The organism is Cognatishimia sp. 1_MG-2023 (genome assembly GCF_030548175.1).
Taxonomy (GTDB): Bacteria; Pseudomonadota; Alphaproteobacteria; order Rhodobacterales; family Rhodobacteraceae; genus Cognatishimia.
Genome location: NZ_JAUORX010000001.1, coordinates 21,727 through 42,840 on the forward strand (window position 1 = coordinate 21,727; position 21,114 = coordinate 42,840).

At 52.6% G+C, this 21,114-nt stretch carries 20 protein-coding genes, 3 tRNA genes and 1 other RNA gene; 11 read left to right on the forward strand and 13 right to left on the reverse strand.

Features of this window, described 5'->3' with window-relative positions:
• The first annotated feature begins 366 nt into the window (after window positions 1–366).
• Both Q4544_RS00125 and Q4544_RS00130 read left to right on the forward strand, forming a co-directional pair.
• Window positions 367–1,914: a helicase HerA-like domain-containing protein gene (locus tag Q4544_RS00125; RefSeq protein WP_303503020.1), complete on the forward strand. Its 1,548-nt coding sequence runs from the start codon at window positions 367–369 to the stop codon at window positions 1,912–1,914.
• Window positions 1,915–1,962: 48 nt separating this feature from the next.
• Window positions 1,963–4,284: a Tex family protein gene (locus tag Q4544_RS00130; RefSeq protein WP_303503022.1), complete on the forward strand. Its 2,322-nt coding sequence runs from the start codon at window positions 1,963–1,965 to the stop codon at window positions 4,282–4,284.
• A 151-nt stretch (window positions 4,285–4,435) separates the two neighbouring features.
• Here the strand turns inward: Q4544_RS00130 and Q4544_RS00135 are convergent.
• From Q4544_RS00135 to Q4544_RS00145, 3 genes are all read right to left on the reverse strand, one after another.
• Window positions 4,436–4,510: transfer RNA gene (locus Q4544_RS00135), tRNA-Asn, on the reverse strand.
• A gap of 22 nt (window positions 4,511–4,532) precedes the next feature.
• A tRNA-Asn gene (locus Q4544_RS00140) sits at window positions 4,533–4,607 on the reverse strand.
• An 80-nt stretch (window positions 4,608–4,687) separates the two neighbouring features.
• Entirely contained in the window at window positions 4,688–5,599 is a 912-nt protein-coding gene (locus Q4544_RS00145) for an MBL fold metallo-hydrolase (protein WP_303503023.1), read from the reverse strand.
• Between the two features lie 42 nt (window positions 5,600–5,641).
• Here Q4544_RS00145 and Q4544_RS00150 point away from each other — a divergent pair, with 42 nt between their 5' ends.
• Window positions 5,642–6,955 carry an ATP-binding protein gene (locus Q4544_RS00150; protein ID WP_303503025.1) on the forward strand — a complete coding sequence of 438 codons (1,314 nt, stop codon included), beginning with the start codon at window positions 5,642–5,644 and terminating at the stop codon, window positions 6,953–6,955.
• 28 nt (window positions 6,956–6,983) lie between these two features.
• Here the strand turns inward: Q4544_RS00150 and Q4544_RS00155 are convergent.
• Window positions 6,984–7,060, reverse strand: a tRNA-Ile gene (locus tag Q4544_RS00155).
• A gap of 171 nt (window positions 7,061–7,231) precedes the next feature.
• Between Q4544_RS00155 and purM the strand changes: the two genes are divergently transcribed.
• From purM to rnd, 3 genes are all read left to right on the forward strand, one after another.
• Window positions 7,232–8,278: a phosphoribosylformylglycinamidine cyclo-ligase gene (gene purM, locus Q4544_RS00160; RefSeq protein ID WP_303503027.1), complete on the forward strand. Its 1,047-nt coding sequence runs from the start codon at window positions 7,232–7,234 to the stop codon at window positions 8,276–8,278.
• Window positions 8,275–8,868 (forward strand): phosphoribosylglycinamide formyltransferase, encoded by a 594-nt coding sequence (gene purN / locus Q4544_RS00165; protein WP_303503029.1) that lies wholly within the window; start codon window positions 8,275–8,277, stop codon window positions 8,866–8,868. Before purM ends, purN begins: the two co-directional genes overlap by 4 nt.
• 121 nt (window positions 8,869–8,989) lie before the next feature.
• A complete protein-coding gene (gene rnd / locus Q4544_RS00170; protein WP_303503031.1) occupies window positions 8,990–10,153 on the forward strand; it encodes a ribonuclease D in 1,164 nt (387 codons plus the stop codon).
• Here the strand turns inward: rnd and Q4544_RS00175 are convergent, their stop codons facing one another.
• Window positions 10,154–10,666 (reverse strand): hypothetical protein, encoded by a 513-nt coding sequence (locus tag Q4544_RS00175; protein WP_303503032.1) that lies wholly within the window; start codon window positions 10,664–10,666, stop codon window positions 10,154–10,156.
• 121 nt (window positions 10,667–10,787) lie between these two features.
• Between Q4544_RS00175 and Q4544_RS00180 the strand changes: the two genes are divergently transcribed.
• Window positions 10,788–11,195: a SufE family protein gene (locus Q4544_RS00180; RefSeq protein ID WP_303503034.1), complete on the forward strand. Its 408-nt coding sequence runs from the start codon at window positions 10,788–10,790 to the stop codon at window positions 11,193–11,195.
• A gap of 54 nt (window positions 11,196–11,249) precedes the next feature.
• Here Q4544_RS00180 and Q4544_RS00185 read toward each other — a convergent pair whose 3' ends face one another.
• Genes Q4544_RS00185 through fumC form a run of 3 tightly spaced genes read right to left on the reverse strand, consistent with a single transcriptional unit; the run spans window position 11,250 to window position 13,038 of the window.
• Window positions 11,250–11,468 (reverse strand): ribbon-helix-helix domain-containing protein, encoded by a 219-nt coding sequence (locus Q4544_RS00185; protein WP_303503036.1) that lies wholly within the window; start codon window positions 11,466–11,468, stop codon window positions 11,250–11,252.
• Window positions 11,465–11,644 carry a DUF4169 family protein gene (locus tag Q4544_RS00190; RefSeq protein ID WP_303503039.1) on the reverse strand — a complete coding sequence of 60 codons (180 nt, stop codon included), beginning with the start codon at window positions 11,642–11,644 and terminating at the stop codon, window positions 11,465–11,467. The genes Q4544_RS00185 and Q4544_RS00190 overlap by 4 nt, the downstream gene beginning before the upstream one ends.
• Window positions 11,644–13,038: a class II fumarate hydratase gene (gene fumC, locus Q4544_RS00195; RefSeq protein WP_303503041.1), complete on the reverse strand. Its 1,395-nt coding sequence runs from the start codon at window positions 13,036–13,038 to the stop codon at window positions 11,644–11,646. The genes Q4544_RS00190 and fumC overlap by 1 nt, the downstream gene beginning before the upstream one ends.
• A gap of 231 nt (window positions 13,039–13,269) precedes the next feature.
• On the opposite strand from fumC, the gene Q4544_RS00200 reads away from it, so the two are divergent.
• Window positions 13,270–14,451, forward strand: coding sequence for a glycosyltransferase family 4 protein (locus Q4544_RS00200; RefSeq protein WP_303503043.1), 1,182 nt, complete (start codon window positions 13,270–13,272; stop codon window positions 14,449–14,451).
• Here Q4544_RS00200 and Q4544_RS00205 read toward each other — a convergent pair.
• From Q4544_RS00205 to ssrA, 5 genes are all read right to left on the reverse strand, one after another.
• On the reverse strand, window positions 14,448–14,915 hold the full coding sequence (locus tag Q4544_RS00205; RefSeq protein ID WP_303503045.1) for an SspB family protein: 468 nt from the start codon (window positions 14,913–14,915) through the stop codon (window positions 14,448–14,450). The two genes, Q4544_RS00200 and Q4544_RS00205, sit on opposite strands and share 4 nt — an antisense overlap.
• Window positions 14,916–14,993: 78 nt before the next feature.
• Window positions 14,994–16,235, reverse strand: coding sequence for a chromate efflux transporter (gene chrA / locus Q4544_RS00210; protein ID WP_303503047.1), 1,242 nt, complete (start codon window positions 16,233–16,235; stop codon window positions 14,994–14,996).
• Complete coding sequence (locus tag Q4544_RS00215; protein ID WP_303503049.1) at window positions 16,235–17,041, reverse strand: sulfurtransferase/chromate resistance protein; 807 nt, start codon at window positions 17,039–17,041, stop codon at window positions 16,235–16,237. Before Q4544_RS00215 ends, chrA begins: the two co-directional genes overlap by 1 nt.
• A 114-nt stretch (window positions 17,042–17,155) precedes the next feature.
• Window positions 17,156–17,584, reverse strand: coding sequence for an ester cyclase (locus tag Q4544_RS00220; RefSeq protein ID WP_303503051.1), 429 nt, complete (start codon window positions 17,582–17,584; stop codon window positions 17,156–17,158).
• A gap of 88 nt (window positions 17,585–17,672) precedes the next feature.
• Window positions 17,673–18,023, reverse strand: a transfer-messenger RNA (tmRNA) gene (gene ssrA / locus Q4544_RS00225).
• A 172-nt stretch (window positions 18,024–18,195) separates the two neighbouring features.
• Here ssrA and Q4544_RS00230 point away from each other — a divergent pair.
• The 3 genes from Q4544_RS00230 (at window position 18,196) to Q4544_RS00240 (ending at window position 21,104) form a co-directional block, all read left to right on the forward strand.
• Complete coding sequence (locus Q4544_RS00230) at window positions 18,196–19,197, forward strand: MDR family oxidoreductase (protein ID WP_303503053.1); 1,002 nt, start codon at window positions 18,196–18,198, stop codon at window positions 19,195–19,197.
• Between the two features lie 61 nt (window positions 19,198–19,258).
• Window positions 19,259–19,675, forward strand: a complete 417-nt coding sequence (locus Q4544_RS00235; RefSeq protein WP_303503055.1) for an HIT family protein — start codon at window positions 19,259–19,261, stop codon at window positions 19,673–19,675.
• A gap of 208 nt (window positions 19,676–19,883) precedes the next feature.
• Window positions 19,884–21,104, forward strand: coding sequence for an aminotransferase class V-fold PLP-dependent enzyme (locus Q4544_RS00240; protein WP_303503057.1), 1,221 nt, complete (start codon window positions 19,884–19,886; stop codon window positions 21,102–21,104).
• Window positions 21,105–21,114 lie beyond the last annotated feature (10 nt).

A 21,114-nucleotide genomic window follows, 5' to 3' on the forward strand; every position in this document is an offset into this window, starting at 1 on the left:
GATCAAAGAGAGTCAGTTTGGAATTTGCAAAGGATTGCACCAATCCGCGAATTCCCGCCAATAGCTGAATTCAACTGTCGTTTGGCCCTAAAAGAAAAAAGGGGCCAAACGGCCCCTTTTTAAACTTACACTCCCCGTCGGACTGGCCGACTTATTATTGTCATGAACGCTAGGGCGAAAACTTTTCTCCGTCAACGGGTTTTGACAAAAAAACTTCATAAAAAAAGGCCTGCCAAAAGGCAGGCCAGTCTAACAGGGAGGATTGCCCAGTTCAGATCCTAACAACTGGGCATTGGCAGGATGCCGGATAGATATTAACGTGCAATTTCGAATGGCCGCTGTGGCCCAGCTTTGAGAGGTGTATTTGTGGAAAATTCTATTTTCCTGGGCGGCGGTGGCGAAGACTATGCCACGAAACAATTCCTGAATTTGAAATATGCCAACCGGCACGGTTTGATTGCCGGCGCGACGGGTACGGGTAAGACTGTGACGTTGCAAATCCTTGCAGAAGGGTTTTCCAAGGCGGGCGTGCCGGTCTTTATGGCCGATGTCAAAGGCGATCTGTCTGGGCTTGCTGCCGCTGGTTCGGCTGATTTCAAGTTGCATGACGCCTTTACCAAGCGCGCGACGACCATCGGCTTTGATGATTACATCTATGAGAGCTTTCCCGTCACGTTCTGGGACTTATTTGGTAAGCAAGGTCATCCAGTACGCACCACGGTTTCCGAGATGGGGCCATTGCTGATTGCGCGCTTGCTGGAACTAAGCGAGGCGCAAGAGGGTATCCTGAACATTGCGTTCCGTTTGGCAGACTCAGAAGGCCTGCCGTTGCTTGACCTGAAGGATTTGCAAGCGCTGTTGGTTTGGATTGGTGAAAGCCGCAAAGACCTATCACTGCGCTATGGCAATATTTCGGTGCAATCTATTGGCGCCATTCAACGGCGTTTGATGGTTTTGGAAAACCAAGGGGCGGCGCAGTTTTTTGGGGAGCCGGCGCTAGACCTGCAAGACCTGATGCGCGTTGACGAAACAGGCCGGGGGCAGATCAACGTTTTGGCGGCGGACACGCTGATGTCGTCGCCTCGGCTGTATGCGACGTTTTTGTTGTGGTTGCTGTCAGAGCTGTTTGAGGACCTGCCAGAGGTCGGTGACCCGGATAAGCCAAAGCTGGTGTTCTTTTTTGACGAAGCGCATTTGCTATTTGAAGACGCGCCTAAGGCCTTGGTTGATAAGGTAGAACAGGTTGCGCGGTTGATCCGATCAAAGGGCGTGGGTGTGTATTTCATCACCCAGAACCCGGCTGATGTGCCAGAGGACATCTTGGGCCAGCTCGGCAATCGTGTGCAGCACGCCTTGCGGGCCTTTACCGCGCGGGATCGCAAGAACCTGCGTATGGCGGCGGAAACCTATCGCGAGAACCCGCGGTTCTCGACCGAAGATGCCATTCGTGACGTCGGTGTGGGCGAGGCCGTGACCTCTACCTTGCTGAAAAAAGGTGTGCCCAGCATGGTTGAACGGACGTTGATTAGGCCGCCGTCTTCAAAGCTGGGACCAATCACGGATGCTGATCGAAAAATGGTCATGAATACCAGCGACTTGTCATCCAAATATGATGTAACGGTTGATCGAAAATCCGCCTATGAAATCCTGCAATCGCGCGCTGAAACGGCTGCTGCCGAAGCGGCTCGGTTGGAAGAACAGGAAGAAGAGATGGCGGTGAGTGCGCGCGAGTATTCCTCGGCGCGGCGGTATAGTGGTTCACGTGTGGCGCGATCAACCAGCAAACGAAGCCGCAGTGCGCGGGATGCGAGTTTTGGTACGCAGATGCGCAAGATGGTGGTGAAAGAACTAACAGGCACAACAGGTCGGCGCATTGTGCGCGGGCTTTTGGGCGGGCTATTTAAGGGCCGCTGAATGAACACCCATTGGGTTGGGCAATAACAAAGAACGAAGCAGACGATTATGACGACACAAAGTGAAACCCGCATTGCGCAGGCAATCGCGGCAGATATTAATGCCTCTGTGACACAAGCAACGGCAGCGATTGGGCTGCTGGATGAAGGTGCCACGGTGCCTTTTGTGGCGCGCTATCGAAAAGAAGCGACTGGCGGGCTGGATGACACGCAATTGCGGACCTTGGCCGAACGGCTGGGCTATTTGCGCGAGCTTGAGACGCGGCGTGTGGCGATTCACAAGAGCATCACCGAGCAGGATAAGATGACGGATGCTTTGGCGCGTGATATTGCGGCGGCGCAGACGAAATCTTCGTTAGAAGACCTGTACTTACCGTATAAACCGAAACGCCGGACACGGGCGCAGATTGCGCGTGAAAATGGGTTAGGGCCATTGGTAGATGCCATTTTGGCGGATCGTACGGCGGACCCTGAGGCGTTGGCCACGGGTTATGTGAGCGAGGCTGTGCCCGATGTGAAAACTGCGCTGAATGGGGCGCGGGATATTGTGGCGGAGTCGCTGACTGAAAACGCGGGCTTGCTGGGCAAGTTGCGTTTGTATTTGCAGCAAAACGCCGTTTTGACGGCCAAAGTGATTGACGGGCAAGAGCAGGCTGGGGCGAAGTATTCCGATTACTTTGATCATCGCGAAAACTGGGCGGATGTGCCGAGCCACCGTGCGCTGGCAATGATGCGGGCGAGCAACGAGAAGGTATTGAGCCTTGATATCGGGCCAGCTGACGATGACGCCATTCAACGCATCGAAGATATGGCAGCGGCTTGTCTCGAGGTATCTGGCCCGGGCGCGGGCAATGATTGGCTGCGCAAAACGGCGAAATGGACTTGGCGCGTTAAGCTGAGCCTAACCATGATGCTGGATTTGATGGGTGACTTACGGGCGCGATCACAGGATGAGGCCATTTTGGTATTCTCTCGCAATTTGAAAGACTTGCTACTCGCAGCTCCTGCAGGACCTAAAGCAGTTCTAGGGCTTGATCCAGGTATTCGGACGGGCTGTAAGATCGCTGTTGTGGATGAGACCGGTAAGGTTTTGGAAACAGATACGATCTATCCATTTGAGCCACGGCGCGATGTTCAGGGGTCTATGGCGACACTGTCACATTTGATTGCAAAGCATAATGTTGCATTGATGGCCGTTGGGAATGGGACGGCCAGCCGGGAGTCTGAGCGGTTGGTTGGTGATGTGATCAAGAGCTTGAAGGGCGCGAAGCCTGCCACGGTTGTTGTGTCAGAGGCCGGGGCTTCTGTTTATTCGGCATCTGAGTTGGCGGCGCGTGAGTTCCCGGATTTGGATGTGTCTTTGCGTGGTGCGGTTTCCATTGCCCGGCGCTTACAAGACCCGTTGGCGGAACTGGTGAAGATTGACCCAAAGTCGATTGGTGTAGGTCAGTATCAGCATGATGTGGATCAGTCGCGATTGGCCAAAGCGCTAGAAGGCGTGGTTGAAGATGCGGTGAACGCGGTTGGTGTTGATCTGAATATGGCCTCGGCGCCGTTGCTGGCGCGGGTGTCTGGGCTTGGGTCAACCTTGGCTGAAACCATCGTTGCGCATCGCGATGCGCATGGGGCGTTTCAGACGCGGCAGGACCTGTTGAAGGTCGCACGAATGGGGCAGAAAACCTTTGAGCAATGCGCGGGGTTCTTGCGTATTCGTGATGGGGCGGAGCCACTGGATGCGTCAGCGGTTCACCCAGAAGCTTACAGTGTTGCACGTAATATCGTGGCCGCTTGTGGTCGGGATTTGCGCAGTTTGATGCAGGACCCGACACCGGTGAAACGATTGGAAGCTGCTGATTTTGCAACGGATTCCTTTGGTGTGCTTACGGTAAAGGACATCTTATCTGAGCTAGAAAAACCCGGACGTGACCCGCGGCCAGAATTCAAAACAGCAACCTTTACGGATGGCGTTGAAACGATCAATGACCTGAAACCCGGGATGATGTTGGAAGGCACAGTAACCAATGTCGCAGCCTTTGGCGCCTTTGTGGATGTGGGGGTGCATCAGGATGGTTTGGTGCATGTGTCACAGCTGGCAGATCGCTTTGTTAAGGACCCGCATGACGTCGTCAGTACGGGACAAATCGTAAAAGTGCGCGTGACCGAAGTTGATGTACCACGTAAACGCATTGGCCTAAGTATGCGGAAATCCAGCGATGGTGGCGCGCCTAATCAGCGTGAAAAACGGCAAGATCAGAAGCCGAAACCACAGGCTGCGCAACGCAACTACAAATCTGCTCCGAAAACCCAAAATTCTGGCGGACAAGGGGCATTTGGTGATGCCCTGATGAACGCCATGAAAAAGGGAAAATGAGCCTGTAAGGCCATTTAGACACGATCAGACGCATACAAAAGTGTGCGTCTGGTGAGACTATACAAAGTTAACGTGATTTAGCGGGCGAACTTCGCGCAATATGCGAGCTTACCCATATAAGGGGCCAAATCCGTTGAATTTTTGAGAGATTTGGCTCCGACGGTAGGGATCGAACCTACGACCAATTGATTAACAGTCAACTGCTCTACCGCTGAGCTACGTCGGAACAAATACGGTATCTTTTTCGTTGGCTCCGGCGGTAGGGATCGAACCTACGACCAATTGATTAACAGTCAACTGCTCTACCGCTGAGCTACGCCGGATCAACGAGGCATCGTATAGCCAACGAATTTTCTGGCGTCCAGAGGGGCTGTTACATTTTTTTCGTTTTCCGGTGCTTTTTTCAGATGAGTTCAAAAATCGCTTTGGAATCAAATTGTTGCTGTGGGCGCACAAGGTTGCGGCCATAAAGGTCAACCAAATGTGCAAGGACGTTCCGGGTTGCTGCGCCTAATAGCTTTGGATTGACGTCGATATAGATCGTTTCGGCCAAGTCGGCCGCGGTGGCTGGCTGTTGGGCAAGTAGCGTTAATATCTCTGCTTCGCGCGACTTACGGTGTGCGATCAGCCATTCAAGTCGCTCTTTAGGGTTTGTGATAGGCGCGCCATGGCCTGCGTAGAAAACCCGCCATGGCGATTCCGCCAAAAGATCGCAGGAGCGCATAAAATCGGTCAAGTCGCCATCAGGGGGCGAGACCAGCGAGCTGGCCCAGCCCATGATATGATCACCGGTAAAACAAACATCGTTCCATGCGAGCGAAATATGGTTACCCAGATGGCCGGGCGTGTGAAGCACCCGCAAGGTTTCATTGCCAAAGTCGATTGTGTCGTTATGGGCGAGCAGGTGATCTGGCTGGAATGCCAAATCAAGGCCTTCTCCACCACCCATCAGGCCCGATTTCGCCAGTTGGTCCATAATTTTACTACGCCCAGAAAGCGCATCTCCGAAAGCGTAGATTTCTGCGTTTGTTTTTTCTTTCAGTGCTTTAGAAAGCGGAGAATGATCCAGATGCGCGTGGGTTACGACGATTTTAGCGAGTTTTGCAGGGCCTATGGCGCGCATGATCGCCGTCAGATGCGCTGTGTCGTTGGGGCCGGGGTCTATCACCAGCAACTCTTCGGTGCCCAACAGGTAGGTATTGGTGCCCCAATGGGTCATCGGCGAGGGGTTATCAGCAAGGATCACGCGCAGGCCGGGCTCTAGCTGAATCGCTTCGCCGGGTGTGGGGCGAGAATCGATGGATTCGGGATGCATCTGGGGTTTCCTTCCTGAGGCTGACACGGCAATGTCTAGCGCATGAACTTTAAGTGGCTCAAAAAATATGTGCCGCGCGGCCTTTATGGGCGTGCTGCTTTGATTTTGGTACTACCGGTTGTGACTTTGCAACTGGTTGTGTCTGTTGTGTTTATTCAGCGCCACTTTGAAGGTGTCACGACGCAAATGACGCGATCTTTGTCGCATGAATTGCAGTTGGTGTTTTCAGAAATTGAAAAGTCCGCCGATCTTACAGAGGCGCAGGCGCGGATCAGCAATATTTCAGACAGCTTGGAGATGGTTGTTGCCTTTGGCGACGTGGATGATCTTAGCGCGCAACGAAGATGGTATGATTTTTCCGGTACCGTTGTGATGCGAGAATTGCATAGTGCGATTCCTATAATTTCAGTGGTGCAACTGCCTGACAACAATTTGGTGCGGGTGATTGCCGACCTCCCCACTGGGTTGGTCACAGTTGAATTCAACCGCAGACGTGTTTCGGCGTCTAACCCGCATCAATTGTTGGTAAACATGGCGTTCTTTGGGGTACTGATGACGCTGATTGCCTTTATCTATTTACGCAATCAACTGCGCCCAATCACGCGACTCGCTGCGGCGGCAGATGCCTTTGGGCGCGGGCGGCATGTGGACTATTCGCCCGCTGGTGCAGTCGAGGTGCGCGCTGCCGGTAGTGCGTTTTTGGACATGAGGGCGCGTATTGAACGGCAGATTGAACAGCGCACGATGTTACTGTCGGGGGTCAGCCATGATTTGCGAACACCGCTAACGCGGTTGCGGCTGGGGCTTTCGTTTCTAACAGACGAAGAGCGCGAACCGATGGAGCGTGACGTAGAAGATATGCAGCGGATGCTGGATGAATTCCTGAGTTTCGCGCGCAGTACAGCCGATGTCACGCCAGAGCCAGTCGAATTTTGCGCGTTTATTCAAGAGATTGTGGCAACAGCTTCGCGTGGGAAGACAGGAACGCATTTAGAACGCTGTGACGTTCACGGCACAGTTGTGATCCGCAAGATGGTTATTCAGCGGGCCTTGGAAAATTTGATCAACAATGCCCTGCGCTATGGTCAGACGGTGCAGGTGTCTGTGTTGCAAATCAAGAAGTCGATCATCATTCGGATTGAAGATGATGGTCCCGGTATCCCAGAAGACCAGCGCGAAGAGGCGCTAAAACCCTTTGCGCGCCTTGAACCTGCACGGAATCAAAACAAGGGCAGTGGCGTCGGCCTTGGGATGTCAATTGCAGCAGACGCAGCGCGTGCACATGGTGGGGTATTGCGACTGGGACAAAGCTCGACCCTGGGCGGGCTACAGGCTGATTTGATCATTTCCAAGTAGCGGAAAAACAACGATTTTGGTGGAAAATTGGTAGGCCCGGCAGGACTTGAACCCGCAACCAAAGCGTTATGAGCGCTCTGCTCTAACCAGTTGAGCTACAGGCCCACCGTGAGGGCATTGCTAGCACAACCGATGCGGTGGTCAAGCGGATTTCGGGTGGTATTCCTCCAGAAATTTTCAGGATTTTTTGCGTTAGCCTGTTGAACAAGGCTCCGAACCGTTGCCCTTTGCACAGCTTTGGTTTAGGGCCGACGCAACAAGGAAATGGAGACCCTCATGACCGATGGTAAGAACGGCATTACCTATGCAGACGCAGGCGTTGATATCGACGCGGGCAACGCTTTGGTGGAACGCATCAAACCTGCTGCAAAGCGGACGCAACGCTCTGGTGTGATGGCCGGGCTGGGCGGCTTTGGCGCGCTGTTTGATCTAAAGGGCGCGGGCTATGTTGATCCGATCCTCGTCGCGGCAACGGACGGTGTTGGCACCAAGCTACGGATTGCGATTGATACGGGCAATGTGGATGGCGTTGGCATCGATCTGGTTGCGATGTGCGTGAATGACCTTGTGTGTCAGGGTGCAGAACCGCTGTTCTTCTTGGATTACTTTGCAACCGGCAAGCTAGAGACCGAGACTGCAGCGCGGATCATCGAAGGTATCGCAGAGGGTTGTTTCCAATCTGGTTGTGCGTTGATCGGTGGTGAGACCGCCGAAATGCCTGGCATGTATGAAGCGGGCGATTTCGATCTCGCTGGTTTCTCTGTAGGTGCGATGGAACGTGGGGCTGATTTGCCCGCGGGTGTAAAGGCTGGTGACGTATTGCTGGGCCTTGCGTCTAACGGCGTGCATTCCAACGGTTATTCGCTGGTGCGTAAGTTGGTTGAGGTGTCAGGTTTGACTTGGGCCGATGATTGCCCATGGGAAGACGGCACATTGGGCGCAGCATTGCTGAAGCCAACACGTCTGTATGTGAAGCAAGCGCTAGAAGCCGTGCGGGCAGGGGGTGTTCACGCACTGGCCCATATCACTGGCGGTGGTTTGACCGAAAACCTACCTCGCGTTCTGCCAGAAGGTTTGGGTGCTGATGTGGATCTGGATACTTGGGAATTGCCACCTGTATTCCAATGGTTGGCCAAAACCGGACAAATGGATCAGGCTGAAATCCTTAAAACCTTTAACAGCGGGATTGGCATGATCTTGTCAGTAGAAGCTGATCGCGCCGAAGCTTTGGCAGACCTACTGAAAGCAGCAGGCGAAGACGTTTATACCATTGGTACAGTCACCGAGGGTGAAGGCATGCGTTACACAGGGTCTCTCCTGTGAAGAAACGCGTCGCGATTTTTATCTCTGGTGGCGGATCAAATATGGTCCGCCTCGTTGAGGATATGCAATCGGGCGACCATATGGCGGAACCTGTTTTGGTTCTGGCCAATAGCGCCGACGCGGGTGGCTTGAAGAAAGCCGAAGCGATGGGTGTTCCGACAGTTGCTGTAGACCATCGACCGTTTAAAGGTGATCGGCAGGCATTTGAATCGGCTCTACAAGGCGAGTTAGACAAGGTTTCACCAGATATTTTATGTCTCGCAGGCTTTATGCGTGTTTTGACCGAAAGCTTTGTTGCCCCTTGGGAAGGGCGGATGCTGAACATCCACCCATCATTGCTGCCAAAGTACAAAGGCTTGCACACCCACGCACGCGCACTTGAGGCGGGGGATACGGAACACGGCTGTTCAGTACATCTTGTGACACCTGCGCTGGATGACGGGCCAATTCTGGGACAGGCGACAGTTCCGGTTTTAGAGGGTGATACGCCTGACGACCTAGCGGCGCGTGTTTTGGTGAAAGAACATTTGCTGTATCCTGCGGTGCTGCGCCGTTTCGCGGCTGGAGATAATCTGCCCATTTCGCTGTAATTTGCGACGTTAAATAGCTGTCTGGCAGCGAGTGGCCGCCTACGTTTGCAATTTTGCTCTTTTCCTCGTAGTCCTGTTCTCGCGGGCACGAGATAACAAACAAACGAAGACGACCGATTTTATGAAAACACTGACAACGACGGAAGAGCTGGCGCAATATTGCGAAAACGCTCGCCGCTATCCTTATGTCACCATCGACACTGAGTTCCTTCGGGAACGGACGTATTATTCCAAGCTTTGCCTGATTCAAATGGCTGTTCCCGGTTCGGATGATGACGTTGATGCTGTTTTGGTTGATCCGCTTGTTGATGGTCTATCGCTTGAGCCTTTGTATGAGCTGTTTCGCGACACCAATGTTGTCAAAGTGTTCCATGCCGCGCGTCAGGATCTGGAAATCTTCTTTGTCGAAGAGGGCGTGATCCCTGATCCATTGTTTGACACACAGGTTGCTGCGATGGTTTGCGGATTTGGCGAACAAGTCGGTTATGAAACCTTGGTGCGTAAGATCGCCAAGCAAGGCCTTGATAAATCAAGCCGTTTCACCGATTGGTCACGCCGCCCGTTGACCGATGCGCAGAGCAAATATGCCATTGCTGACGTAACGCATCTGCGCAAAATCTATGAATTCCTTGCATCTAAGTTGAAAGAAACTGGGCGTGAGCGCTGGGTGCACGAAGAGCTAAAGATTCTGACCACTCCGGGCACCTATGTGACCGAGCCAGAGGATGCATGGAAGCGTGTGAAAACGCGGACCACTGCACCAAAGTTTTTGGCGATAGTGCGGGAACTTGCGCGGTTTCGTGAAAGCTATGCGCAAACTCGGAATATCCCGCGCAATCGTGTTTTCAAAGATGACGCTCTGATCGAGCTGGCCTCGACCAAGCCTGCAAATGCGGGTGATTTGGGCCGGTCACGCCTATTGCTGCGCGAAGCGCGCAAAGGTGACATTGCTGACGGCATTTTGGCTGCTGTTAAGGCTGGGATTGCATGTGAACCTTCTGCAATGCCACGTGTGGCGAATGCGAAGGACAACCAGCAAGTGAACCCAGCTTTGGCGGATTTGCTGCGTGTTTTGCTAAAGTCAAAAACCGAAAGCTCTGGCGTTGCCAGCAAGCTTATCGCGACAGCATCCGACCTTGATGCCATTGCATCTGGCGACCGCGATGTAGCGGCCTTGTCTGGCTGGCGCCGTGAAGTGTTTGGTGAGGATGCGCTGCGTCTATGTGACGGTCAGATTGCGCTGTCCGCCAAGGGTAATTCCATTAAAATTGTGCACCTGCCGTAATTAACGGCGGCGCACCTGCAGGGCATTGTCCGCAGCCATAACGCGGATGGTCCGAACACCAGCCAATTCTTGGTCGGTGCGGAAGCGCGCGGCATTGATTTCGCGCGATTGCACGGTGCCTTGGCGAAAGCCTGTCGGCTGAATGGCTAAAACGCGGTATGTCAGAACACCATCTACAGGCAGTTCATCTTCGTTCTCTGGTTCAAGAACAACTTCGAATGCGCCTTGAAGGGCAGCAGTCGCCCTGACGCGCAGGATCGCACCGCCTGAGACGCGCTCAATCACAAGACCATTGATTGTTGAAACGGGGGTACCGGCGTATTCCGTTTCACCGCGGCGGAAAATGCTTTCTTTTTCACGCGGGATCAGTGGATTGATCTCTTTGGCTGACGTCGTTTCGACGGCTTCGGCACGGCCGAACCAGTTGAATGGGTTAAGACGCGAGTCACGAACGGTCCCACAGCTGGTCAAGACCAACCCAGACACAAGAAGAACACCTATAGAATTGCGCATCGCTTGCCTCATTTGCTTTGTTATTGAGTTAGCGCATTGAAGCGCAATTGAAAAGCCGCAAGGCAGGTCTGGACCTTTTGCGCTGCGCATCCTAGGTGAAGGGCAAGGAAAGGGATACCAAATGGCCACAGACGCGTTTGAAGAAATCGTTGAGGATTTCGAATTTCTTGAAGATTGGGAAGATCGTTACCGCTACGTGATTGAGCAGGGCAAGACGATGGACGTTTTAGACGACGCATTGCGCGTGCCAGCCACCAAGGTAGACGGCTGTGCAAGCCAAGTTTGGCTGCATCCAACAATCAAAGATGGCGTGTTTTCCTTTGTCGGTGCGTCTGACGCAATGATCGTCAGCGGGCTGATCGCAGTCTTACAAAAACTTTATAACGGTTTGGCTGTAGCGGATGTTCTGGCCGTAGATGCACGCGCAGAGATGGAGCGGCTTGGTCTGAATGAGCACCTATCCTCACAACGTTCAAACGGATTGCGCGCCATGATCGAACGTATTCGTTTGGTGGCAAGCGAGGCCTAAACCGCCCTAACGGGCGATGCCTGCGGCGCGAGTATCTTTAGAAAGATGAAGGCCTTAGGGCGTGTTTCTATAGTGCTGTAGCACATAGAGGCGAATGGCGCTGGCGAGGCCAGTATCAAGATCACGCGTTGCATCAATTTCAGCAGCTAGCGCGTTGATTGGCTTAGACTTCTGAGCGGCAATATCGCGAAAGGCTTGCCAGAAATCATCCTCAAGCGAAACGCTGGTGCGGTGCCCTTTGAGGGTGAGCGAGCGCTTAACGGGGCGGCTCATGTGTCGTCACGTTTGTGGTTTTCAAGCCGCGTAGCCTCTTGTTCAGCTTTCGCTTTTTCCAGAGATTTTTCAGCTTTGCTACGCCCGAATTTCGCGGCGTTTTGGTCAGCGCGGGCTTTTTTCTCAGCCCGCGCTTTTTCTTTTCGAAACCGGTTAAGATTGACCGGTTCTGCCATTAGCCCTTTGGACCGATCATTTGCTCAGGGCGCACAACTGCGTCAAATGTGGCTTCATCCACAAAGCCAAGCGCGATGGCTTCTTCTTTGAGGGTGGTGCCATTTTTGTGGGCCGTCTTCGCAACCTTGGTTGCATTGTCATAACCGATGGTTGGCGCCAGAGCTGTGACCAGCATCAGCGATTCCTTCATCAGCTTATCGATGCGTGGTTCGTTGGCTTGGATGCCGTTGAGCATACGCTCGGTAAAGCTGTCCGCCACATCACCCAGCAACTGGATAGACTGCAGCAAGTTGTAAGACATCATCGGGTTATAAACGTTCAGCTCAAAGTGACCCTGTGAGCCCGCGAATGTCATCGCAGCATTGTTGCCCATGACATGTGCTGCGACTTGTGTCATCGCTTCGGCTTGGGTTGGGTTCACTTTGCCCGGCATAATGGACGAGCCTGGCTCATTCTCTGGCAAGATCAATTCGCCAAGACCAGAACGAGGACCGGAGCCCAAGAAGCGAATATCATTGGCAATTTTGTACATGGAGCCAGCCACAGTCGCCAAAGCGCCGGACATAAAGACCATGGCGTCATGCGCGGCCAATGCTTCGAATTTGTTTGGCGCCGTTACAAATGGCAGGCCAGTGATCTCTGCCATATTGGCCGCAACGGTTTCGCCCCAGCCTTTTTTGGTGTTCAGACCGGTGCCAACAGCGGTGCCACCTTGTGCCAATTCGTAGATGTCGGGCAAGGTCGCGTTCACGCGCTTGATGCCTTGGCGGATTTGATGCGCGTAGCCACCGAATTCCTGGCCCAAAGTCAGCGGTGTCGCGTCTTGGGTGTGGGTCCGGCCGATCTTGATGATGTCTTTGAATTCTTCAGACTTCGCTTCTAGACCTTCGGCCAGTTTTGTCAGACCTGGGATCAAGATGTCGCGTACCGTCATTGCGGTGGCAATGTGCATCGCTGTTGGGAATGTGTCGTTAGACGACTGACCCATGTTGCAGTGATCATTTGGGTGAACCGGATCTTTAGAGCCAATCACGCCGCCCAAGATTTCAATCGCACGGTTGGCGATGACTTCGTTGGAGTTCATGTTGGATTGGGTGCCGGAACCCGTTTGCCAAACGACCAGTGGGAAGTTGTCGTCGAATTTGCCTTCGATCACTTCGCCCGCAGCCTCGATCACCGCATCTGCGATTTTGGCGTCCATATCGCCGCTGGCTTTGTTGGCCATGGCGCAGGCTTTTTTGATCACACCCAGCGCGCGCACGATGGCGACAGGCTGTTTTTCCCAACCGATTGGGAAGTTCATGATAGAACGCTGCGTTTGAGCGCCCCAATATTTATCAGAAGGGACCTCTAGAGGGCCAAAGCTGTCGGTTTCTGTGCGGGTTTCAGTCATCATGACCTCCGTAACTCAAGTTGGGGCGAGTCATATCAAGGGTAGCGCGATTTGCAATGCTGTATACCATGGAATACCACGGTGATTGGCTGGATTTTTAGACGTTTGCGTTAACAATGAGGGGAAGAAGAACCACATTGCTCAGAATTAAATTAGATTTCTTGAGTTACGCCCTGACTTTGCCAAAAAGAGGCGGCACAACCTGCCAGACCTGAATATGGAATTACTTCTATGACGCAAAATGCGCCGCTTAAAATTGCCTATCTTTGCGATATGGATCCAGCTTTGCGCTGGTCATATTCTGGTGGCAATGCGCGGATATATGATGCGGTGCAGTCCTATGTTGGGAATGTCACATACATCGACAATGGTTGGGGGCGTGCAGAGTTGCTGCGTCGGGCAATGCATAAGTTGCCCGTTGCTCTGAACATGCGGGCGCGTTGGCGGGCACACTATGCCTTATCGTCGTTGATTTCCAAACACGTAGAGGCGCAATTGCATGCGGGGTCATTTGATGCGGTGATGGGCGTCTATAGCCTGCATTCCATGGCCAACCTGCGCGTTCCCACGCATATGGCGCGTGTGTTTACGTCGGATGCCACGCAATCAAGCTATCGCACCTCTGAAATCGGGGCGGGCTTTGGATCATTTTTCAAGCCCGGGCGTGTTTTGGATGGGTGGGTTAAGACGCATGAAACAAAGGCGTTAGAGGCGAATGATCTAAACTTTTGGCCATCTGATTGGCAAAAAGAGGCTGCGGATCATTGTTATGGGCTTGATCCAGAAAAGTCCCTTGTCTTGCCTTGGGGCGCGAATATTCCGGCACCAGATAAAGCCAGTTTGGATTTGTCGTTGGGGTTTAAAGATGGCGTTCGGCTGTTGCTGATTGGACGGGATTGGTTTGCCAAGGGCGGGCCAATGGTGTTGGAAACGCTCCGTAAATTACGTGATCGTGGTATCGATGCGCGGCTAAGCGTGGTTGGAACAACGCCGCCCGAGAATGAACTAAGCCAGTGGATTGATGTTTATCCAAATTTGGACAAGTCAGACCCCGCTCAATTAGCCACATTCGAAGACCTGTTTCGCAAAAGTCATTTCATGGTGCAGCCATCGCTGGAAAGTTATGGTTTTGCTTTTTGCGAGGCTTCTGCCTTTGGTCTGCCATCCCTTTGCTTACGCCGCGGCGGTATTCCGGTTTGGGATGGCGTAAATGGCCATGCGCTGCCAGTTGGGCAGGGTGAAACGGAATTTGCAGATATTATTCAAAGCTATATGGCTGACCCTTCACCTTATGCATCACTGCGAAGATCAACGCGCACATGCTATGAGGATCAGCTGAATTGGCAAGCTTGGGGACAGGGCGTCAAAGCCCACCTGACGGAACTGGTCGCGCAGAAAAAAGCCGCAGCTTAGGGTTTGCGGAAACTGTCCAAGCTGACAACTTCGGCATCTTTGGGCGCGTCTAGCGCTACTTCGACAGCAGTTTCTTCGTCTTCTGCTTCGAATTCCTCTTCGTCATCGCCGTCTTGGGTTTCAAACCGCAAGCCGAACTCGACCGATGGATCAACAAAGGTTTTGATCGCGTCGTATGGGATATACAGCGGCTCTGGAGCGTCGCCGAAATTAAGCGTAACGCCAAACCCTTCGTCCGTGATGTTCAGATTGTCATACCAATGCTGCATAACAACCGTCATTTCACCTGGATAGCGATCTGACAGCCAATCCGCGATTTCTACATCGGGGTGTTGGGTGTCAAACGTAATGAAAAAATGATGCTCACCAGGCAGGCCGTTTGCTTTAACGTCCTGTAAAACCTCTTGAATCAGCCCCCGCATCGCACGATGCATAAGGTTGCCGTAATCAATTGAACCGGTCATGAGCTATCCTATTTCTTCACTTCGGACCCAGCATATAAGATTCGTTTGGAAACGAAAGAAGCTGTGGCAAGAATTCGATCAAAGAAAATGTGATCCAAGCCCGAGGAGGGCTGCGATGAGCAAAACCAAAGGCAAAGACATCTTGCGCCAAATCAGCAAAACAGCCGCTATCAGCAATAAACCAAAGGCGATTGGCTGAAAGCTGCACCAGACCGGCAATGCTCCGAATTGAGTGACCGAAATTTCAGCAAACAAGACATGAAGCGCGAACCAAATAGATAGATTTAGAATAACACCAACCACAGCAGAGGTGATCGCCTCGAGCGCGCCCTTGAGCCGGGGTTGGTCGAGCAACCATTCCACATAGGGAGCTGCTGCGAAAATCCATAGGAAACAAGGTGTAAAGGTGCACCATAACGTCAGGATGCCTGCCAATAGCATCAAGCCAATGCCGCCTTGTTGGTAGCCCGCCAAGAGACCCACAAATTCTGTCACAAGGATCAGCGGGCCGGGGGTGGTTTCGGCAAGGCCGAGCGCGTCGATCATCTGGGCCGTTGTGATCCAACCATGCTCCACACTGACCGTTTGCGTCATATAGGCCAGAACGGCGTACGCGCCGCCAAAGGTGACAACCGCGAGCTTTGAGAAAAACAGCGCGATGTCCGTTAGAAAACTGTGATCTATAAGGGCCACAACAGCAACAGGCGCGGCCCAAAGGGCGAGCCAGATGGCTAATGTTGGTAAGGTGTTTTCCTTGCGTGGCAAAGCGATTGACGACTGTGTTGCAGCCTGCGCCGGGCCAATCATGGCGCCAAACAGCGCCGCTGCTGCGACAATCAAGGGAAACGGCACTTGGGCGACATAAATCGCAACAAAGGCGAGCGCGGCCAGCACCCAACTAGACGGTCTTTTAAGCGCTTTGTTGGAGACCTTCCAAAGCGCTTGTAAAACGACGATCACGACAGCTGCCTTGATCCCAATAAACGCCGCTTGAACAGCGGGTAACGTGCCGTAATTCACGTAAAGTATTGCAAGTAGAAGGATGACAACTGCACCGGGAACGACAAAGAGCAAACCCGCGATCAAACCGCCCAATATACCCTTCATCCGCCACCCGGAATAGGTGGCAAGCTGCATGGCCTCAGGCCCCGGCAGCAACATGCAAAAAGACAAAGCGCCTAAGAATTGTTTTTCGCTCATCCAAGGGCGATCTTCGACCAACTCCTTGTGCATCAACGCAATTTGCGCGGCCGGACCACCGAACGACAACATTCCAATGCGCCCAAAGACGCGCCAAATTTCAGCCATTGAAGGGGACATTACTTATCTCCGTTTGACACGGGCCAATCGTGACTTTCGCTAAAGGCATCTCGCGCCCAACGATAAAGCGCATCGTAGATAGAAAGGCCAGCCTCTAGCTGCTGCGTGTCATTCTTATATTGCCGCGATAACCCTGTTGAAATGGCCAGCAATCCAGCGGCTTGGGGCGCTAAGTCATGGCGATTGGTATCGGCGGCACGCACCACCAGCGCAAGTCGATCTAACGCCTCGTGCGCAATACCAAATCGGCGGATCATAGTATCAAAGGTGCAAAGCTCGCCATCATGCGTCCAAGGCCCAGCGTCGGTGTCAAACGGTGTGGCATCAAAGCGTTCTGCGACAGCGGTCACTTCGGATGGCGGGACAAAAAGAAACTGTGCCGCGGGATCAACAAAGCGCCGGATCAGCCAAGGACAAGCGATCCGATCGATTTTTGGACGATGTCTAGTCACCCAAAGCGATGATGGCAGGGGCGCCATAGCGGTAGGCACAGCAGGCAATTGCGCCGCCTGCCACGCGAGATGCCCGCCTGCCAAAACTTCTGCATCAATACCTTGGGACAACAGCCAAGCCGTAACGCCAAAGCTAAGTTTTTTACCTTTTTGGCAGATGATAACCGCTTTTTGGCCTGTCAATTTGGCCGCTAATGCAGGCAACTCTGTATGGGAATGCCGAAACGAGGTTGGTACAAAACTTGGGTCAGCATCGACATCTTCGTCAATGCGTACATCCACAAGGGCAGGGCAGTCAGGTGTCCCCACCAAACGCATCAGTTTTTCTGGGGAAATTTCGTTAAAGCCAGGCATAGGGCATCCTTCCAAACGTTAAGAGGATGCGATTAGTGGCCTTAGCCTCACGGGGAAATCGCGGCCCCCATAGGTCTTTGGGTGCCACGATTTTCAGATTGCGTCAAGGGCACGCTAGGAAAGACTTTGCCCGGAAAGGCACAATGCCAACGACATTTCTGGCAATTGACCGAGTTGTTCAAAAAAACCGAAAAAGTCAAAGTTGTTATAGGCTTCGACCATTTTATCGCCTTCGTACCGAACGCAGACTTGGCCCATCACATTGATCGGCGCGCTATTGTGTGCCGCACGTGCTTTCACGCGATACAGCCCCTGAACCCAGTCACCCGTTTGCGTCATCTTTACCAGTGAAAAATCGATATCTTCGATCAACTCGTTCACCATAGGTACAAAGTCTTTAAAATCACCTGAGCCAAGCGCCATATCTGGCATAAGGCCATTCGCCTCGGTTTCCGGTTCAAACATTTCGTCAACTGCGTCTAGATCATATTCATTCCAGACCCTTTGAAACCACTCAATCAGCAAGTCTTGCTCTTTGGTCATCAAAGCTCTCCCTTTCAAAGCTCACTTTGAGACAAAGGAAAGCTGAAACTGATGGAGATCAGGTAAACAAAACAGAAATTCATGTGAAAGCGCAGGTTTCTGTTGCCAGGTACCTGCAAACCCCGCCTAAAGCAGCTAGCGATAGGACTTAAGTTTCAGTATCTCCGACCGCTTACGCGGCCATTGCTACTGGAGCACGATTGTCATTTGCAATTGTACAAGTTTCGCCGATAACGGTGGCAGACAGCCGAAACAAAGCTAACCCCTTTAGACGTTCGTCGATCCTATTTCGTCCCCATCCGACCCCAAATGAAGGTTGATTGGTGGAGACGCCGGGTACCGCCCCCGGGTCCGATCCGCTTATTATGAGCGCGTTTATGTTCATAGCCCCCGAAGGAGCACATCTGAGATAGGCGGCCCGAGGAAGATTTGCAAGCACATGTCTGGGAAATGCTTGCGTTTTCAGTGAAAAAATTCACTAAGCTCGCCGAATTATCCAAAAGATTTTGACATCTTACCCAACGTCGCCTGTTAGCATGCTCGTAGTTAGAAAATTGAACGGTTAGGATATCTTTGAGGGTCATTCAGCAACGCTGAAGAGGGAGGATAACATGTCTGATACATTCAAAGCACTTGTCGTTCGTAAAGACGAAGCAGACGGTAAAACCAATGCGCGGATTGAAACGTTAACGCAGGCTGACTTGCCTGACGGCGATGTTCTTGTTGCTGTCGAGTATTCCACGGTGAATTACAAAGATGGCCTGTGCCTAGGGGCAGGCGGCGGCCTCGTGCGAACCTATCCACATGTGCCCGGCATTGATTTTGCGGGCACGGTACTGGAAAGCCAGGATGAGCGTTATTCCAAGGGCGATAAGGTTGTCCTAACCGGCTGGCGTGTCGGTGAAATCCACTGGGGCGGCTATGCGCAACAGGCACGGGTCAAGGCCGATTGGCTGGTTCCTTTGCCCGATAGTTTATCCACTCGACTGGCGATGGCCATTGGTACAGCTGGCTTCACCGCGATGCTGGCTATTCTAGCACTTGAAGATCACGGGCTAAAACCCGGAACTTCCCCAGTTTTGGTGACAGGTGCCGCTGGCGGTGTAGGTTCCGTTGCAACGGCAATTTTGGCGAACCTTGGATATGAGGTGGCGGGCGTCACAGGCCGGCCTGATAGCGCTGATTACATCCGTAGCCTTGGCGCGACACAGATTGTGCCACGGGAAGAGCTTAGCGAAACAACAAAGCGTCCACTTGAGAAAGAAACTTGGTCCGGCTGTATTGATGCGGTTGGTGGTGCGATGCTGGCACGGGTCCTTGGGCAGATTTGCTACGGTGGTTCCGTCGCAGCAATTGGTTTAGCGGGTGGCGCGAATTTACCGGCGACCGTTGTCCCATTTTTACTGCGCGGCGTGAACTTGCTGGGTATTGATTCAGTCATGCAGCCCTTTGAGAAACGCGAACGGGCATGGCAGCGGTTAGCGCGCGATTTGCCACTAGATAAGTTGGAAAGCATGATCCATCCAGCAACCTTGGCCGATTTACCGAACCTTGGCCGCGATATTTTGGCCGGACAGGTACAGGGCCGCGTTGTCGTGGATGTGAATGCCTGACGGCTGGTGTATTAATCGGGCAGGCGGCAAGTGCTGCCTGCGATTCTGAAAGGCCAAAACGATGCAATACGATCCAGAGAACATCTTTGCTAAAATTCTACGTGCGGAAATTCCAAACGAGAAACTGTATGAAGACGATCATACCTATGTTTTCATGGATATTATGCCACGCGCCGACGGGCATTGCCTTGTCATCCCAAAGACTCCTGCCCGTAACATGCTGGACGCCAGCCCCGAACAACTGGCCGCGTGCATCGCGACCGTTCAGAAAATGGGCCATGCTGTCATGAAAGCATTTGATGCCGAAGGTGTGACCATTCAGCAGTTCAATGAAGCCGCCGGTGGACAAGAAGTGTTTCACCTGCATTACCACGTTCTGCCACGCCGAGAAGGCCTACCAATGCGCCCACCGGGAACAATGGCAGATTTCGATGTGCTGAAAGATCAGGCGGATAAAATCCGCGCAGCGCTAGCTTAACCATCGCTTCCACTTATTTCTGTAAATAATTGAATATAGACTGATTTTCCGGCACTTCGTTTCATTAAATGAGGTGCCGGTTTCGTTTTGCAGCAGTGAAAAAAACTTCTACTTCATTCACCTGAAATGAAATAATTTCTGACGCAGATAATCCAGTAATTGAATTTAAACGGAATATGGCTTTCAGTCATCGGAGAAAGGATTCTCCATGACTTTAGATCTCGAGTTTGTGCGCAATCAATTCCCCGCATTTCAGGAGGCCAGCCTGAAAGATCAGGCCTTTTTTGAAAACGCTGGCGGATCCTATACCTGCAAACACGTGATTGATCGGCTGACGCGGTATTATCATCAACGCAAAGTACAGCCCTATGCGCCTTATGCGGCAAGCGAAGCCGCCGGAGCTGAGATGGACGAGGCCCGCGCGCGCATGGCAGCATGGATGGGTGTTGATACTGATGAAATCAGCTTTGGCCCCTCAACGACGCAAAACACATATGTATTGGCGCAAGCCTTTCGCCACTGGCTGAAACCGGGCGATACCATCATCGTGACGAACCAAGATCATGAGGCCAACACAGGCCCATGGCGCCGTTTAGCTGATGCGGGCATTACGATACGCGAATGGGCGATTGATCCGGAAACCGGTCATCTGAATCCAGAAACACTGGCGAATTTGCTAGATGATAGTGTGCGATTGGTGTGTTTTCCGCATTGTTCCAACATAGTCGGCGAAATTAACCCGGTGGCAGAGATTACTTCACTGGCCCATGCAGCAGGGGCATTTGTCTGCGTGGATGGCGTAAGTTATGCATCGCATGGCATCCCGAATGTTGGCGCGCTAGGGGCAGATATCTATCTGTTTTCAAGCTATAAAACCTATGGCCCGCACCAAGGGGTGATGGCAATCCGCCGGACTTTGGGTCAACTTTTACCGAACCAAGGGCATTTCTTTAACGGCGATGTTTTGTACAAACGGTTTACACCTGCTGGCCCAGATCACGCACAGGTCGCTGCTTGCGCTGGCATGATCGACTATTTTGAAGCACTGGCGGCGCATCATGATCTTAGCGGTAGCCCGGATGAAATTGCACAGGATGTGAATGCCCTGATGCGCACGCATGAAATCGAGGCGTTGCAGCCGCTATTGGATTACCTATCCGAAAAGAACACCGTTCGACTGCTTGGCCCGAACGACGCAAAACTGCGCGCGCCCACAGTTGCCATTGCAACGCAGAAGGACCCACATGCAATTGCGCTGTCTTTAGCTGACAAGGGGATCATGGCTGGCGCTGGGGATTTTTATGCGGTCCGCGCCCTACAGGCGCAGAACGTAGCACCAATGCCCGGAGTGCTACGACTTAGTTTTGTTCACTACACAACAAAAGCAGAGGTCGATAAGCTTTTGAACGCACTGGAAGAAACGCTTTAGGCCCGGAGAG

Coding starts and splice junctions, on each gene's coding strand:
- Q4544_RS00220 (WP_303503051.1), bottom strand. CDS start 17,584: ATGACCAAAGAGCAAGACTTGCTGATTGAGTGGTTTCAAAGGGTCTGG.
- Q4544_RS00240 (WP_303503057.1), top strand. CDS start 19,884: ATGACTTTAGATCTCGAGTTTGTGCGCAATCAATTCCCCGCATTTCAG.
- Q4544_RS00150 (WP_303503025.1), top strand. CDS start 5,642: ATGAACTTTAAGTGGCTCAAAAAATATGTGCCGCGCGGCCTTTATGGG.
- purM (WP_303503027.1), top strand. CDS start 7,232: ATGACCGATGGTAAGAACGGCATTACCTATGCAGACGCAGGCGTTGAT.
- Q4544_RS00235 (WP_303503055.1), top strand. CDS start 19,259: ATGCAATACGATCCAGAGAACATCTTTGCTAAAATTCTACGTGCGGAA.
- rnd (WP_303503031.1), top strand. CDS start 8,990: ATGAAAACACTGACAACGACGGAAGAGCTGGCGCAATATTGCGAAAAC.
- Q4544_RS00190 (WP_303503039.1), bottom strand. CDS start 11,644: ATGGCAGAACCGGTCAATCTTAACCGGTTTCGAAAAGAAAAAGCGCGG.
- chrA (WP_303503047.1), bottom strand. CDS start 16,235: ATGTCCCCTTCAATGGCTGAAATTTGGCGCGTCTTTGGGCGCATTGGA.
- Q4544_RS00230 (WP_303503053.1), top strand. CDS start 18,196: ATGTCTGATACATTCAAAGCACTTGTCGTTCGTAAAGACGAAGCAGAC.
- Q4544_RS00215 (WP_303503049.1), bottom strand. CDS start 17,041: ATGCCTGGCTTTAACGAAATTTCCCCAGAAAAACTGATGCGTTTGGTG.
- Q4544_RS00200 (WP_303503043.1), top strand. CDS start 13,270: ATGACGCAAAATGCGCCGCTTAAAATTGCCTATCTTTGCGATATGGAT.
- Q4544_RS00130 (WP_303503022.1), top strand. CDS start 1,963: ATGACGACACAAAGTGAAACCCGCATTGCGCAGGCAATCGCGGCAGAT.
- Q4544_RS00180 (WP_303503034.1), top strand. CDS start 10,788: ATGGCCACAGACGCGTTTGAAGAAATCGTTGAGGATTTCGAATTTCTT.
- Q4544_RS00205 (WP_303503045.1), bottom strand. CDS start 14,915: ATGACCGGTTCAATTGATTACGGCAACCTTATGCATCGTGCGATGCGG.
- Q4544_RS00185 (WP_303503036.1), bottom strand. CDS start 11,468: ATGAGCCGCCCCGTTAAGCGCTCGCTCACCCTCAAAGGGCACCGCACC.
- fumC (WP_303503041.1), bottom strand. CDS start 13,038: ATGACTGAAACCCGCACAGAAACCGACAGCTTTGGCCCTCTAGAGGTC.
- Q4544_RS00145 (WP_303503023.1), bottom strand. CDS start 5,599: ATGCATCCCGAATCCATCGATTCTCGCCCCACACCCGGCGAAGCGATT.
- Q4544_RS00175 (WP_303503032.1), bottom strand. CDS start 10,666: ATGCGCAATTCTATAGGTGTTCTTCTTGTGTCTGGGTTGGTCTTGACC.